This window comes from Marinomonas sp. 15G6-16, assembly GCF_055809555.1.
This window is the reverse complement of sequence record NZ_CM147916.1, coordinates 1,272,569-1,288,130: the sequence shown is the minus strand read 5'-3', so window position 1 is coordinate 1,288,130 and position 15,562 is coordinate 1,272,569. Positions and strand designations below refer to the sequence as shown.

12 protein-coding genes are annotated in these 15,562 nt (G+C 44.1%); 5 read left to right on the top strand and 7 right to left on the bottom strand.

What is annotated here, in order from left to right; genetic code table 11:
- Positions 1–12: 12 nt before the first annotated feature.
- Entirely contained in the window at positions 13–1,362 is a 1,350-nt protein-coding gene (locus AC0L46_RS06225) for a CobW family GTP-binding protein (RefSeq protein ID WP_473506584.1), read from the bottom strand.
- 211 nt (positions 1,363–1,573) lie between these two features.
- Between AC0L46_RS06225 and epmA the strand changes: the two genes are divergently transcribed.
- The 5 genes from epmA to kduD all read left to right on the top strand — a co-directional run bounded on the left by epmA (position 1,574) and on the right by kduD (position 8,022).
- Positions 1,574–2,551, top strand: coding sequence for an EF-P lysine aminoacylase EpmA (gene epmA / locus AC0L46_RS06220; RefSeq protein ID WP_473506582.1), 978 nt, complete (start codon positions 1,574–1,576; stop codon positions 2,549–2,551).
- Positions 2,552–2,578: 27 nt separating this feature from the next.
- The gene (locus tag AC0L46_RS06215) at positions 2,579–4,858 is read left to right on the top strand and encodes an ATP-binding protein (protein WP_473506580.1); all 2,280 of its coding nucleotides are present in this window, start codon (positions 2,579–2,581) and stop codon (positions 4,856–4,858) included.
- 21 nt (positions 4,859–4,879) lie between these two features.
- The gene (locus AC0L46_RS06210) at positions 4,880–6,238 is read left to right on the top strand and encodes a sigma-54-dependent transcriptional regulator (RefSeq protein ID WP_414681313.1); all 1,359 of its coding nucleotides are present in this window, start codon (positions 4,880–4,882) and stop codon (positions 6,236–6,238) included.
- A gap of 212 nt (positions 6,239–6,450) precedes the next feature.
- Entirely contained in the window at positions 6,451–7,185 is a 735-nt protein-coding gene (locus AC0L46_RS06205; protein ID WP_473506577.1) for a GGDEF domain-containing protein, read from the top strand.
- 78 nt (positions 7,186–7,263) lie between these two features.
- The gene (gene kduD / locus AC0L46_RS06200) at positions 7,264–8,022 is read left to right on the top strand and encodes a 2-dehydro-3-deoxy-D-gluconate 5-dehydrogenase KduD (protein ID WP_414681315.1); all 759 of its coding nucleotides are present in this window, start codon (positions 7,264–7,266) and stop codon (positions 8,020–8,022) included.
- Between the two features lie 81 nt (positions 8,023–8,103).
- Here the strand turns inward: kduD and AC0L46_RS06195 are convergent, their stop codons facing one another.
- From AC0L46_RS06195 to prpD, 6 genes are all read right to left on the bottom strand, one after another.
- Positions 8,104–9,717: a TRAP transporter large permease gene (locus AC0L46_RS06195; RefSeq protein WP_473506575.1), complete on the bottom strand. Its 1,614-nt coding sequence runs from the start codon at positions 9,715–9,717 to the stop codon at positions 8,104–8,106.
- A 15-nt stretch (positions 9,718–9,732) separates the two neighbouring features.
- Complete coding sequence (locus AC0L46_RS06190; RefSeq protein WP_317002726.1) at positions 9,733–10,410, bottom strand: TRAP transporter small permease; 678 nt, start codon at positions 10,408–10,410, stop codon at positions 9,733–9,735.
- A 170-nt stretch (positions 10,411–10,580) separates the two neighbouring features.
- Complete coding sequence (locus AC0L46_RS06185) at positions 10,581–11,573, bottom strand: TRAP transporter substrate-binding protein (protein WP_414681317.1); 993 nt, start codon at positions 11,571–11,573, stop codon at positions 10,581–10,583.
- 297 nt (positions 11,574–11,870) lie between these two features.
- Positions 11,871–12,938 (bottom strand): GNAT family N-acetyltransferase, encoded by a 1,068-nt coding sequence (locus AC0L46_RS06180; protein WP_473506573.1) that lies wholly within the window; start codon positions 12,936–12,938, stop codon positions 11,871–11,873.
- Positions 12,917–13,951, bottom strand: a complete 1,035-nt coding sequence (locus AC0L46_RS06175; protein WP_473506571.1) for a tRNA(Met) cytidine acetyltransferase TmcA domain-containing protein — start codon at positions 13,949–13,951, stop codon at positions 12,917–12,919. The genes AC0L46_RS06180 and AC0L46_RS06175 overlap by 22 nt, the downstream gene beginning before the upstream one ends.
- A 105-nt stretch (positions 13,952–14,056) precedes the next feature.
- Positions 14,057–15,544, bottom strand: coding sequence for a 2-methylcitrate dehydratase (prpD, locus tag AC0L46_RS06170; RefSeq protein ID WP_473506569.1), 1,488 nt, complete (start codon positions 15,542–15,544; stop codon positions 14,057–14,059).
- Positions 15,545–15,562 lie beyond the last annotated feature (18 nt).

The following is a 15,562-nucleotide window of genomic DNA, read 5'->3' as shown; positions in this document are numbered from 1 at the left end:
AGGGCGGAAGTGTTATTTATATAAACATCTTTCCAATGAGCCGCGAATGTAGTCTTCATCAAGGTTTTTGCCAATAAAGATCATGCGGTTGGTGGGTGTTTCATCTCCCCAAGGTTTTTCAAGTTGTCCGCCAAATAGCATGTGAACGCCTTGATAGACAATTCGATGTTCTTCGTCATGAATAGCAAGTACGCCTTTCATACGATACACATCGACGCCTTTTTCTTGTAGAAACATTCCCATCCAAGCATTAAGGATGTCACCGTCAAATCTGCCTGCTAACTCGATGGAAATGGAGGAAACCGCGTCGTTATGTTCATGTTCTGCATTAAAATAGTGTTCTGCCACAGGGAAATGCTCGGCGTTGTCTTTGTCTAAGAGTGCCAATTCAAACTCTTCCGGTGTGTGTTGAGAGAACACGGCGATGTCTTGATTCGTGGCCAGTTCTAAGTGAAATTCATAGTGATCTTGGCCTTCAAGTTGTAGGCGGTAGCATTGGTTTCTTTCGCTTAGTGTTTGCCCATGAGAAATAGGCTCTCCAGATTTGGAGAATTCCACAAAGACGATTTCTGCTAAATCCAATACAGTCGCTTCGGTTGTGCTTTTAATGTCACTGATAAGAAACGCCATATCAGGATCTGGGCCGTTGGCCATTTTGAAACGGTATTGGCCAGCAGGCAGTTGCCAAACTCCACCCCATTCGAATGGGTACTCCGGCTCTAGGAAGTTGGGTTTCATGTCTATGGCGCGCTGAATGTTAAATCCGCCAATGTCCAGTAATTCTGCAATCGGTGCATCAGCCATGGTTGCAGAATAGAAGCCCGCCATTTGGTTCATGCTTTTTAGGCGCTTTTTCAGGTTGAGCATGTCATCTTCTGTGACCAAATCCGCTTTGTTCAATATGATGCGATCAGCGAAGGCTACTTGTGCCATGACTTCGTCGGTACTTTCATCTAAGTGAGTGCTGACGTGTTTGGCGTCTACTAGAGTGATGATGCCATCCAGTTCATATTGTTCGCTGATCGAAGGATCAACAAAAAAGGTTTGTGCCACAGGGCCAGGATCTGCCATGCCAGTGGTTTCCAGAATCACGCGATCGAATTTGTCTTTACGTTCTGCTAATTCATGAAGGATGCGAATTAAGTCGCCACGTACGGTGCAGCAAATGCAGCCGTTATTCATCTCGAATATTTCTTCGTCAGCATTGATGACTAGGTCTTGATCTATGCCAATTTCACCAAATTCATTTTCAATCACCGCAATGCGCAGGCCGTGATCTTCAGACAATATACGGTTAAGCAAGGTGGTCTTACCGCTACCAAGAAAGCCAGTGAGTACGGTAACGGGGATGGGGTTAGACATGTTGCTCTCCTAAGGGATTAATAAAATATTGTTATATTATAACGTATCTTTGCCTGATAAGTACTTTTTAATAAGTGCTCTAGCCGCCAGTATTTTTTATACAGATAGGAAGTGCGTGTTTTAGTCACTCAATGAAGCAAATAGGCTTCAGCGCTCACCATGGAACCTCAGTATTTGCTATGATGGATTTTATTTTTACAGAGCTTTTACTATGTACAATGCGTCCTTATGGCAACCCAGTGCAGACCTTCCTGTTTTAAAAAAGCGAGCCCAACTCTTAAAAGCAGTTCGTGCTTTTTTTGATGCTCGCGGTGTGATGGAAGTGGATACGCCTTGTTTGTCTTTGGGAAGTATTTCTGACCCACATATCGAAGTCTTAACTAGCCAGACTCGCTCGCAAGGCGAAGACCTAACCTATTACCTGCAAACGTCCCCTGAATACGCTATGAAACGCCTACTTTGTGCAGGCTCCGGTTCTATTTATCAATTGGGGAAAGTGTTTCGGGCGGAAGATGTTGGGCGTCGTCATAGCATCGAATTCACCATGCTGGAATGGTATCGAGTGGGTTTTGATCATTGGCAGTTGATGGATGAAATTCAAGCTTTGCTCGCTCACATATTGGATGATGATACTTTGGTGTGCGAGCGGTTAAGTTACCAAGATGCTTTTTTGCGTCATACTGGGTTGGATCCCTTGTCTGCGAGTCTGAGTGAATTACAAGAGTGTGCTCACAAACACACAGAGTATGGCTTGCAGGAAACAGATAGAGACACCTTGCTGGAGTTAATTTTCGCCAGCGTTGTAGAAGCTGCAATTGGAACAGAGCAACCTTGTTTTATTCACAGCTACCCTGCGTCTCAGGCGGCTCTTGCGAAAACTCATATGGATGATAATGATCAATGGGTTGCCGCGCGCTTTGAGCTATATTGGCAAGGCATGGAACTGGCCAATGGTTATCACGAATTAACTGATGCTGAGGAACAGGCGCATCGTTTCGAGAAAGACAAAGCGTCTCGCAATGAGATGAAATTGGCTGATAGACAATTCGATGAGCGTTTACTCAGTGCTTTAAAAAGCGGCATGCCTGAATGCGCTGGTGTGGCCTTGGGAATAGACAGATTGTTGATGTTAATGTGTGAAAAAAGGCACATTGCAGAAGTGATGCCGTTTGCTCATTCGCGTTCTTAGGTTTTTGATAATAATAAAAAGGTGAAAGTGTTGAGAGAGAAAGTTGGCTTGAACATACAGGGTTTACTGTCACCAAAGCGGTCTGCTTTGATGTATCTCTGTGCTTTTTTTGTTGTGTTTTTGCTGATCTGGAAAGGCGGTGAAGCACTGCGCCACCAACAGATAAAAGCCTTGGAAGTGGACTCTTTTGAGCAGCTTGGTCAATTGGCTAGCGTTTTGGAAAGTGCGATTGCCAAATACCAACACATGCCAACCTTGCTGGCTTCTAATGACCGAGTGAGAAAAGCACTTAGGGATGGTTTTGAATCTGACATTCATCAGCTCAACCGTGAATTAGAACAGATTAACCGTATCACTGAAGCTTCAGATAGCTATATTCTGAACGCAGATGGCTTGACCATCGCCGCTTCAAACTACGCTGGCCCAAGCAGTTTTGTCGGCAGTAATTATGTGTTTCGCCCTTATTTTAAAGACGCCATTAAAGGCAAGCCGGGGCGTTATTATGCGCTGGGTATTATGTCGAATCGCCGTGGCTATTATTTTTCGTATCCGATTTATGAGGGTGATTCCATTATTGGTGTGGCGGTTGTCAAAGTCGATTTGACGCAATTTGAGAAGCGCTTTGCTAATCAGCATTATGAATTTGTGCTGTTGGATCCAGATAATGTTGTGTTCAGTGGTTCCCGCTCTAGCTGGCTCTATCGAGTATTAGGAGAGCTCTCCCATGAAGAGCTAAAGCGTATTGCTGATTCTCAGCGATACGGTGATAAGGTGATTGAAAAGTTAGCCATTACTTATCAAAAGCCGTTCGATGAAAATGCGTCCATCGTCGATATTGTTGAGAGTCGCAATATAAATAATGGCGAGCATTTGAATCGCGTGTCTTATCTCAAGATGAGCCTTCCCATTAGCCAATTAGAATTTCAAATATCCATATTGGCACCGCTAAAAACCATTAATGAAGACATCGCATTATGGCGCGCAATTTTTGCTGGTGGTGTGACAATTACGGCTTTGCTATTTGGCTTAGCCATGCTGCGCACACGAATGTTGCGGGAGCGATCTGACGCCAATGAAATGACTCGTCACAATCAGGCGTATATTCGTGAAGTCATTCAAAATACACAGGCGGGTTTGGTGACGTTAGACGACAACCACAAAATTGAGTCCTTTAACCCAGCGGTTGAAAGGCTCGTTGGGCAACCGTTAGCGCCTTTGGTTGGTCAGCCTTTATGTCAGCTGTTCCGAACAGAAAAAGAAGGTTCTTCTCCTTTTTCTTCGGATGATTTGTTTGACGCTATTAATAATCTTGGGGTTAAAGTACTGACGAGGGAAGGCAGCTTGTGTTATCCAGATCAAGCGTCTGTGCCAGTGGAAATGACCTTGTGTGAGATGCAATTGCCTAATCGCTTAAGCTATTTGGTGACCTTCCATGATATGACAGAGCGGAAGCGTTATGAGCAAGAAATCACTCAGGCGCGGATCGACTTAGAAGAGCGCGTTCGAGAGCGGACTTATGAACTGGAAGGGGCGAACACTCGTCTTCGTCAGGAAATTGAAGAACACAAAGGTACTCAGCGAGAGCTTATTCAAACAGCTAAATTGGCGGTACTTGGTCAGCTAAGTGCTGGGTTAAATCATGAATTAAATCAACCATTAACCGCGATTCGAGCTTTTGCTGGGAATGGTTTGAAGTTTCTTGATCGAGGAAAATATGATCAGGCGCAGATAAATTTGCAACACATTAGCCAATTAGGTCAGCACATGAGCGACATCATTGCTCGCTTTAAAGTGTTTGCGCGAAAAGGCGATGTTCATCAAGGGCCAATAGCCGTTCAGACCGCCATTATGGGCGCGATTAAAATCATGGGGACTCGCTACAAAGAAGTGGGAATTGAGCTTGTGGTGACGGACGATAAAGACTTGATCGTGAATGGCGACATGGTCTTTTTAGAGCAAGTTTTGGTGAATTTATTGGCTAACGCTGCAGACGCTATTTTGGAGTCCTCTGGCTCTGAACGACGGGTTTGTATTGAGCAAAAAGCCACCGCAGACGATGTGATTATTTGCGTTCAAGATACGGGGGATGGCTTGAGTGAAGAAGCAGTGCGAAATCTCTTTGAGCCTTTCTTTACGTCGAAATCGTCAGGTTTAGGGTTGGGATTAGGTTTGTCTATCAGTCAGCGAATTATTGACGCCATGGGCGGACAAATTAGTGCCAGTAACCTGCCCGCTGGCGGAGCTGAATTTTGTGTTAGGCTACCGCGTTTTCATTCATCGTCCGTGACTCATGACGTTAAGTCATAATGCTTTTCAAAAGGAAGATTCATGCTAGATAACAAGCAGGTAATATTAATTGATGATGAGCAAGCCGTTCGTATGGCAATCTCTCAAACCTTGCAGCTAGAAGATTTTGAAGTGGCTGAGTTTTCCAGTGCTCAGGGGGTTATTGAACGTCTTTCTCTAGACTTTTCAGGCGTTATTGTCAGTGATATTAACTTGCCCGGAAAAAGCGGTTTAGCGCTGTTTGAAGAGGTGAAGAAAATTGATGCCGAGATCCCTTTTATCGTTATAACAGGTCATGGCGATATCAGTATGGCGGTGAATGCAATTCGAGATGGTGCTTACGATTTTATTGAAAAGCCTTTTTCCAACGAAGACTTTATTGAAGTGGTCAGACGTGCCACAGAGAAACGTCACTTAACTTTAGAAAACAGAAACTTACGTCTTGAATTAGTCGCTCAAAATGCGCCAGGACCTCGTATTATCGGTAATACAGCTGGCATTCATCGTTTGCGCCAAGCGTTATTGCATGTGGCGGATACGGGCGCGGATATTTTAATTCAAGGTGAAACCGGTACAGGGAAGGAGTTAGTCGCTCGCTATATTCATGAGCATAGCTCTCGCCGAGGCCATGCCTTTGTGGCGATTAATTGTGGTGCTGTGCCGGATTCTATTATGGAATCTGAACTTTTTGGTCATGAAAAAGGCGCTTTTACCGATGCTAAAACTCAGCGTATTGGTAAGTTAGAACACGCCAATGGCGGTACCTTGTTTCTTGATGAAATTGAAAGCATGCCCATGTCGATGCAGATTCGCTTACTGCGAGTGTTGGAAGAGCGTCGTTTGGAGCGCTTAGGCTCAAACACATCGATTGATTTGGACTTGCGTATTTTGGCGGCCACCAAAGTGGATCTAAAACAGTTAAGCGAAGGCGGTACGTTTCGGGAAGACCTTTATTATCGCCTGAATGTAGTACGTGTGGATATTCCACCATTGCGTGAACGAAAAGATGATATCTCATTGTTATGGCAGCACTTTTGTTTGGTGGCGACTGCGCAATATAAGCGTGAATCTGAGCCTCTTTCTGCGGCACGCATGCACAGTTTATTAAGCTATGAATGGCCGGGGAATGTTCGTGAGTTACGAAATCTTGCTGAGCGTTATGTCTTGATGGGGGAAGCGGGCTCTTTTGAGTTTGATGAGATCATTACCAATGAAAATAATCCAGGTGTGATGACCTTGCCTGAGCAGATGGAACGCTTCGAGAAAACCTTGTTAGAACAAGAGTTGATGCGCCAAAAAGGCTCTATAAAAGGGACGATGGATGCACTTGGCTTACCAAGAAAAACCCTTTACGACAAAATGCGAAAATATGGCCTAGATAAGGACATATTTAAATTATAACCCTTTGGTTAGAAATATAACTGTAATACAATCGAGAGTATGTTTTTCAATGAATACTCTCATTGAATCGTTTAAAAGGACAGGCGTTTTATAATTGCATTCAAGGTCAAGAAAATGGACATGAACAGCTCTCCTAAAAAGCATTATTTCGTGGCGGTCTTATGACATCCTTAATCAGATCTATGCTGCGAAAATTAGGGCGTTTTGGCTTAGTGTCTATTTTGACTGTGTTGGCTACAGTCTTGGCCTGTTTGATTAATTACCTTCTTGTTAAAGCTTTTCATTTCACTGATGTTTTATTAGAAGACATCGTGCTTATTACCTGTATCACCTTTACTGTAACACCTCTTTTATCTTGGTTTTTAATTGGCTTATTTTTCAAGATTGATTCTTTGGAAATTAAAATGGCTGAGTTGGCCAGCATAGACAGCTTAACTCAAGTATATAACCGAGGTTATTTCTACCAAGAAAGTAAGCGAACTCTTGCTGGGTTATCGACTACATCAGCCTCACAGACAACCGAAGAAACAGCAAATCGATCTGCGGTTTTATTATTAGATTTAGACGATTTAAAAGTTATTAATGACAAGTTAGGGCATGTCGGTGGAGACAATGTCTTAATGGCTTTGAGTTCTATATTGAGTGATTTTATTAAAAAGCCCAATTTGGTTGGGCGTTTTGGTGGTGATGAGTTTGTGGTGTTTTTAAAACAAACCAATTCCGTCGATCTAGCACACTTAATAAACTCAATATTAAAGGATGTTCGAGCACATGAAGTAGATGTTGAAGGTAAAAATCATCATTTTACTGTTAGTATTGGTGCTGCTTTTATAAATATGAATAATGAAAAGCCGTTAGAAAGAGCCATAAAAATGGCCGATGCAGCCCTATATGAGGTTAAAAAATCGAATCGGAACGGATATGTTATTTATGAGGGAGATAGTTAAAAAGTAAGCCCTTTTTTATTGCTCCCCCTCGTTACTTAATATTCCCCGCCCGTTTATTTGCACAAGTTAGGAGACACGATGAATAACATGTTTGATCTAAGTGGTAAGGTCGCCATTATTACTGGCTGCAATACAGGACTAGGACAAGGTATGGCGTTGGCACTTGCGCAAGCAGGGGCAGACATCGTGGGTGTAAATAGAAGTGTGCCCTCTGAAACCGAGGCTCTGATAGAAAAAACAGGCCGTCGTTTTCACAGTGTTATTGCAGACATGAGCAAAATAGAAACGGCTGATCTTGCTATAAAAGAAGCCATTTCAACCTTTGGTAAAGTCGATATCTTAGTAAACAATGCCGGCATTATTCGCCGTAATGATGCCATTGATTTTACGGAACAAGATTGGGACGACGTGATGGACCTGAATGTAAAAATGGTCTTTTTTATGTCTCAAGCTTTTGCGAAACAAGTTATCTCTCAGAAAAGTACAGGTAACATCATCAATATTGCGTCTATGTTGTCTTATCAAGGCGGCATTCGAGTGCCATCTTATACTTCTTCAAAAAGCGGTGTGTTAGGTTTAACCAAAGCCTTAGCCAATGAATGGGCGCAACAAGGCATTAATGTTAACGCCATTGCACCGGGTTACATGGAAACCAACAATACCGAAGCATTGCGAGCGGATGAAAACCGATCTAGTGAAATACTAGGACGAATTCCTGCTGGTCGTTGGGGAACGCCTGACGATATGGCGGGTCCGATAGTATTTCTGGCGTCTGATGCTTCCCGTTATGTACATGGTTACACCATAGCGGTTGATGGTGGTTGGTTAGCTCGATAGTTTTTCAACACCTTGATTTAGAAGTAAAAAAAGCGCCAGTCGGCGCTTTTTTGCTTTCAGCTGAGAATAAACACTCAGTTATTACTGAACAATCTCTGGTCCCATGATGCTGTAAGGCAAGGCAGTAGAAAGCGCTGGAATGTAAGTCACTAGAATCAAGAACACCATCAAGACAGCAACGAATGGCATTGCGGCTTTTACAACGCGAGCCAAACTCATTCCTGTGATACCAGATGTTACAAAGAGGTTCAGGCCAATCGGCGGTGTGATCATGCCGATTTCCATGTTAACCACCATGATGATACCTAGGTGAATCGGGTCAACACCCAGTTCCATCGCAATTGGGAAAACCACTGGCGCAACGATAACCAAAAGACCGGAAGGCTCCATAAATTGGCCACCAATCAACAACAAGATGTTCACGGCAATCAAGAAAGTGAACCAGTTGAAGCCAACGCCTAGCATCCATTCGGTGATCATTTGCGGAATACGCTCTGCTGAAAGCGTGTGAGCAAACAACAAAGCATTGGCGATGATGAACATCAGCATAATGGTGGTTTTTGTGCCTTCCAACATGACTTTACGAGATTCATTACCAAACATAGTTGGGAAGAATTTGCGTGTCATAAGAGACAGGTTGCGTCCCCAAATAGGGAAGCCAGCCGCAAGACAAGTTAAGATGGATTCGTCTAACTTACTAGAGCGCTTATAGACATAGAAAATGCTCAACGCGACAGAGAGAATTGCGCCCCATGTTGCGCGATCTCCGCCAGTTATGGTTTCGCTTTCAGCCCAAATAAAGAAGGACATAATTTCCCAGATAAGGAAGAAAGAGACACCATAAACCAGTCCGTTAAACCCAACACGAGCATGAGGTGCGTCGTCTTCATTGACCCAAGCGTGACCTTGTAATGGTCCCATATCACGGTAGACAAAAAGTGCGATAAACATAGAGTAAACAGCAGCAACCACAGCCGCTTCCGTTGGTGTGAATACACCGCCGTAAATACCGCCCATGATGATAACGATAAGGAACAAGCCCCAGCCCGCTTCTTTACCACCACGAATTAGGTTACCAAAGCCTTTCCATTCTTCAGCAGGAAGCTTCTTGATACGAGCAACAACATAAATCGCCAACATTAACATACCGCCAGCCATCAAGCCTGGAATAACCCCAGCCAAGAACATACGACCAACAGAAACGTCAACTGATGCCGCGTAAACCACCATGACGATAGAAGGTGGAATCAAGATGCCCAACGTACCTGCATTGGCAATGATGCCGGCTGCGAATTCTTTTGAGTAACCTACTTGTGTCATGCCTGCGATAGCAATAGTACCAATCGCAACCACAGTCGCTGGTGATGAACCAGATAAGGCTGCGAACATCATACACGCCAAGACAGACGCCATTGCTAAGCCGCCACGGAAATGACCAACACTGGCGATCGCGAAGTTAATCAGACGTTTTGCCACACCGCCGGTCGACATATAAGACGACGCGATGATGAAGAAAGGAATCGCCAATAAGGTGTAGTGATTACCGACACCAAATAAAGAAATCGCCACAGAAGACAAAGAGTCATGGGAGAAAAAAGTAATGAATAAAATGGACGATAAGCCCAACGTGATGCCCACAGGCAAGCCGATAAACAGCAGGGTGAGAACCATAGAAAATAGAATGATTGAATGCACAATAAAGCTCCTGCGTTAGTCTTTTAGTACGTTTTGGTTTTCTTTCACAAGGTCTTCGGCTTCATGTCCACTGATCAATCTTGAACGTTTGCCGCGAGCGATGTCGATAAAGGCTTGTAAAGAGCGATAAGTCAGCAGGGCTAAGCTTATCGGTAGAATAACCAGTACTAACCAACGCTGAACGCGTGGACGTAGGTCAAACATATCTTGTATGAAAATAGGGTAGCGCAGTTCTTCTGTGCCTATGCCGATTTTGAACATCTTCGACCAGTAAGCAATGGCGCCACCATTTACATCAATACCTAATAGCGCCAACCAAGTAGAATCCAATAGGATTAGGCCATAAAGCATGGCGCCAGCTGCGCCGATCAAAGACAGTGTTTTCGCTATGCCTTTTGGTACAGCGTTCAAAACGATGTCGACACCAAGGTGCAAATTGGTTTTTATGCCGTAACTCATGCCCAATAAAATCAACCATGAAAAAGCAATCGTATTGAACTCAAGTGCTGCATCCCAGCCTGTATTGAATCCATAACGGGCGATAACTTGTCCGAACGACACCGCCATAATGGAAAAAATGACAAGAACGAGTAGGTTTTCTTCTGCTTTGTTCATCGCCTTAGGAAATAAGCGTTCGAGTATCCAAAGAATAAGAATAAAAATACATAAATAAAGATGCGGCCAAAGTGCCATGGGAACTCCTAAATCAAATGCGTCTTAACAGATCAAAGCAGTGAAGGGGAATGTCTGGTGTTTTTGAATCTATCTAACAAAGATGGATATCGAGAGGTCACAGAGTAAAACCACAAAAGCTGACCTTGCTTTAACGCAACAAGGTCAGCTCACTGCTGGGTAAAAAGTGATTAAGCGCCAGCAGCAGCTTGAATCAAATCTTTACCAATATAACGCTCAAATTGCTTCCAAACAGGTGCCATTGCATCCACCCATTCTTGGCGTTGTTCTGGCGTTAAGGTATTAATTTTACCGCCTGCTTTTAGAATGTTTGCACGGTTAGCGGCTTCAGCTGCTTTCACGTGTAAGTTTGCTGCTTGAGTCACTTCGTCCGCAATTTGCAAGAACTGCGCGCGATCTTCGTCAGATAGGCTGTCTAGGAATTCAGAAGACGTCATGAACAAGTAAGCCAATAATTGGTGACTTGTTTCTGTTGTGCTGTCTTGAACTTCGTAGAATTTCTTCGTGTAGATGTTAGACCAAGTGTTTTCTTGACCATCCACAACGCCGGTTTGTAGTGCGCCGTAAACTTCAGAGAACGCCATTGCTTGTGGTGAAGCACCCATTGCATCGATCATCTGTTTTGAAACGTCTGATGTTTGAACGCGGAACTTCATGCCTTCTGCATCGCTAGGAACAAGCAGTGGTTTCTTCGCAGAGAAGTACTTCATGCCAGACATCCAGTAGCCTAGGCCAACAAAGCCGATGTCGTCTTTCATTGCGTTAAGAAGGTCTTTACCTGCTGGAGTATTGGTAAAACGGATCGCGTGATCCATGTCTTTAAAGATGAAAGGTAAGTCAAATACGCCCAGTTTGTCAGTGTAAGAACCAAACTTAGAAAGAGAAGGTGCAAGTAGCTGAACGTCGCCTAATAGAAGAGCTTCAAGCTCTTTAGAATCACCAAACAGTGTTGAGTTTGGATAAACTTCTACACACAGCTTACCGTTCATTTCAGCATTGACACGCTCTGCCAAGCTATTCGCTGCAACGACTTTAGGGTGAGTTGTACCGCCTGTTACATGGCTGAATTTAACAACGCGCTCGCCTGGATCACAATTGGCGATAGCCGTTCCTGCAGTTAGAGCAAGAGCTAGAGAGGTCAGAGTAAGGCTGATTTTTTTCATTGTTATATGACTCCAAAAAACGAATTTATTATTGTTTAGCCGCTTTTTCAGTTTCATTGGGCGCTATCTAAAAAGATAGACGGCACCTGAAACAAACCATAAAAGCGGATTTGCTTTGGTCCTCAGTCATTACAGGAAACGTGCCAAATGTTTCACTTTTATTTCAACCTTATGATTTAAAAAGAAAATATTCGTATATTGGGTGTTTTAAGGTTTGTGAGAATTGAATGGAAAGCTAAAAAAGGGGGAGATTACACACATAGAAAAAATTCAAATGGGCGGAATTCCACCCACATCTTAAAGAAGCAATTCGCCTACGACCTGTTTCAAATGCTTCTCTACTTGCTTCTTCGTTTTTAGCCCGAAGTGCGTAAAGTTTATTTTGTCATGTGGTTGACTAACAACGGTGTTTAGTAAGTTGTATTCAGTATGTGTTTTAGTCAGCTGACCACTTGCTATGACACTTTGAACAAGTCGTGTTAGTTGCGCTCGAATGGTTGGATAAGGTCGGTGATGTTGAGTGAATAAGGTAAGGTCGAGTACATCTTTCTGGTACAAGCTTTCTTCTGTAAGGCCGGTTGTTTGTGTGGATTGAACAAGTTTTTCTACAAGATCGGCTGAGAGGTCTTGATAGTCTCTAGACAAATTGAGACTGAGGTTCGCACAATAATACTGGTGCCATAATGAGGCGAGACCGCAGGCTTTGGCGTGCATGGGTTTGACCATCATTAAGGAATAACAGCCGCTGGCTTGGTCTTTCCCTGTACCGAGGCGAACAGGGATAAAACCATTTTTGAGCCAAAAAGCCACTACATCCGCGGTTGCTGCAAAGCTGGTACAAAGAAAATCACACTGCCCTTTAGCAACTTCTTCGATATGACGAATTAGCTCGCTGGCCAAACCTTGGTTTTGTTGCGCTTGTTCTGTGGCAATACGACTGATTCGCCAATAAGTATATTGCCCTGCGTCTGCTATGCCTTCATGAGCCAATAAAGACTGAGGAACGAGATGTCCTCTTGGACGTCGAGTGCCTTGCATGACGTCAAGGCAAAGCGCATCAGGAAGATCGCCTTCTTCCGTGACGATAGCCACACTATTCAGCGCATCTTCTTGTAACGACAAAAAGGTGGAAACAGAAGGATCGTCTAATATCCAACGCAAATTATCGGACGAAGTTTGATAGTGAGCACTCACTAAAAGTTGGAAGGTTTGAGCCAATAATTCTGTCTTACCTAGCCATTCCTTGCCTACAAGTTGTTGGTATTCGTTCGAGCCTGTTGAATTATGGGCTGTAGCGGCTTGGTTGATGGCGCCTAAAAAGAAGCAATCATTGATCCAATTCTCTAGTGGGTCATTTCCCCCCATCGAATCGGCTGTTGTAAAGAAAGCTCTTTTAATGACGAATTAAGCTGTTTCAAGTATTGGCAAAAACGTATTCCAAAGCCTTTTCCTGCGCCTTCGTAACCATAATCTGTGGTACTGAAAACACTGTGTTTTGCTTTTTGATTGAGCGCAATGAGTAAAGGCACAGGAATCATTGAAGCTTCATCAACGAATAAATAATCCCATTGGTTTTCATCGGCCAATAACGCATCAGGGGCGAAAAACGGTAAATTCTGGCTTAGATCGATAGATTGAGCTGTATGCTCAAAGCGAGCTTTCAATGTGCTGATAGCAGCTTGATTCGGTGCAGTTACAGCAACTCGCTTTCCTGCTTTTAGTAACTTGGCAATGCTGTCTCCAAGCAAGGTCGATTTACCACGCCCGCGAGGAGCAATAAGGACATAAGACTCTGCTTGCTGATCTAGCAAGCTAGTTTGAGCGTGAGCCTGTTCCTTGGTGAGAGGAGCATTTTCATCAACAGATATGAGGGCAGGTAAGGCTGTAATTGTTTTTCGGCTTATCGATTGGAAAGGCGAGTTTGGGCTTTCTAAATGATTTAAGAAAAAGCGTTTAAAGCTGGAATCAATTTGCTCTGGTTTATAAGGCCAAGGTAAGTAGCGAGGCAAATCCTGATCCACCAAAGACAGCCAATCATCACTAGGAAGCGCAATGGCAAAGATGCCGTTGCCGCGAACTGTTCCAGACAAGATAGCCAATACGCTGGCGGAGATACCTTGAGTTAAATCGACTAAGACAGCGTCATGAGTGCTACCGAGTTCTTGACGAACTTGTTTGAAAGTTCGTGTGAGGAATGGCGTTGATGGATTCATAAGTGCGTCATAAGCGCTGACATCGTAAGCGCAAACGAGCGGGGCGGAAAACGCTTCAGTTAAACGTAAGAAATCTGACAAAACCTCATTAGTTGAGCCCTTCAATAAAAAACAGTGGCGATGCTGGCCTACTAAATTGACGGTCGAATTATCAGGTGAATACATAACGTCTCCTTATGATCCCAGTATCATACTGAGATCATAAAGTTGCGCAAATATTATGTGTCGTTTACCTCGTTTTAAGGTCATCTTGGCATTTTAAAATACCTTTTAACCAATGACGAATAAATCCATAAAGCGATTAACAGGTGTTTGTTCCAGTGCTTGTTGATCTTTACACAAGGTGAAAATCGCTTGGCACTGACGATTCGGGAAGCGGGTTGCCAAGTTGTTTTTGAATTTTTGTTCTAGCAATGGAATGCCTTCCGCGCGACGACGGCGGTGACCAACAGGATATTCGACGGCCACTTCTTCTGTGCTGCTGCCATCTTTAAAGAAAACCTGAATGGCGTTAGCAATAGAGCGTTTGTCTGCTTCCAAATATTCGGCAGTGAAGCGTTTATCTTCGATGATTTCCATCTTGTCGCGTAGCTCATCAATGATCGGGTTCGCCGCATGAAAATCATCTTCGTAATGTTCAGCCACCAAGTTACCAAAGGCTAATGGCACGGCCGCCATGTACTGCAAGCAGTGGTCTCGATCGGCTGCGTTTGCTAAGGGGCCAGATTTGGAAATGATGCGAATTGCCGATTCGTGGGTACGAATGACGATTTTGTCGATCTCTGCCAAACGATCTTTGACTTGAGGATGCAAGGTAACAGCCGCTTCGGCAGCCGTTTGAGCATGAAATTCAGCCGGGAAAGAAATCTTAAACAAGATGTTCTCCATGACATAAGTTCCGTAATCCTGAAGGAAAGAAAACTGGCGTTGCGCATCGGGTTTGATGGCTTGGTCTTTGTTGGTTTTTGAAAAAGACACGTCATAGAAGCCCCATTGCGGCGCTGTTAAAACACTTGGAATACCCATTTCGCCACGCATAGACATATCAGCTAAACGCACTGCTCGAGATGTCGCATCCCCTGCCGCCCAAGACTTACGTGAGCCAGCATTGGGCGCATGGCGATAGGTTCTTAGGGCGGAGCCGTCCACCCAAGCTTGAGAAATCGCCGCCATGATTTGCTCTCTGTCACCCCCCATCATTTTAGTGACGACAGCCACAGACGCGACGCGAACCAATAAAACATGACATAAACCAACGCGGTTAAAGGAGTTTTCCAAAGCAATCACGCCTTGAATCTCGTGAGCCATTACCATGGCTTCTAATACTTTTCGCATGGTAAGAGGGCTTTCGCCATTGGATAAACGAACTTGAGAAAGGTGATCGGCCACTGCCAAAATGCCACCAAGGTTGTCAGAAGGGTGTCCCCATTCAGCCGCAAGCCAAGTGTCGTTGTAGTCTAGCCAGCGAATAATGCAACCTATATCCCACGCGGCTTTCACTGGATCGAGCGACAAAGACGTACCCGGAACACGCGCACCATTTGGAACGACCGTGCCTTGAACAATTGGCCCTAAATGTTTCGTGCATTCTGGGAAGCGTAAGGCGAGTAAGCCGCAACCAAGTGTGTCCATTAAACAGTTACGCGCTGTGTCTAACGCTTCTTGGCTTTCGACTTTAAAATTCATCACATAGTCAGCGATGTCTTGAATGACTTGGTCGTAATCTGGACGATTATTTACATCTACATTGGTGCTCATTTTTGTGTCCTTTAGGTA